Raw genomic sequence first — 329 nt, 5'->3', positions numbered from 1 at the left:
CGCGTCGTCAGCAATGTCGCGGCCGGCGTACGCCCGACCGATGCGGTGAACGTGCAGCAGATGGATGATCGTTTCAAGGCCGAGCGTGAGTACACCGATGGCCGCTTCAACGCGATGGTCGGTGCCGCCTTTGGTGCCGCGGGCCAGCGCTGCATGGCCGCCTCCACCCTGGTGCTCGTCGGTGAGGCGCGCAACTGGGTGCAGGACCTGGTCGAAAAGGCCATGGGCCTGAAGTGGTATGCGCTGGCCTTCGCCATCGCCACGATCATCGCCGCAGGCTTCCTGATGCCGGGCGTGCAGGCCAACGCCATCGCCGACAGCATCATCAA

The 329-nt window shown here is 66.0% G+C and carries 1 protein-coding gene; it reads left to right on the top strand.

What is annotated here, in order from left to right:
• The coding region (locus ABGA94_RS19600) for an alanine:cation symporter family protein (protein ID WP_375367962.1) at window positions 1-329 on the top strand (329 nt) is incomplete at both ends.

The organism is Stenotrophomonas sp. 3diitr2024, assembly GCF_042136455.1.
GTDB lineage: Bacteria > Pseudomonadota > Gammaproteobacteria > Xanthomonadales > Xanthomonadaceae > Stenotrophomonas > Stenotrophomonas sepilia.
This window is presented reverse-complemented; position numbering and strand designations above follow the sequence as displayed.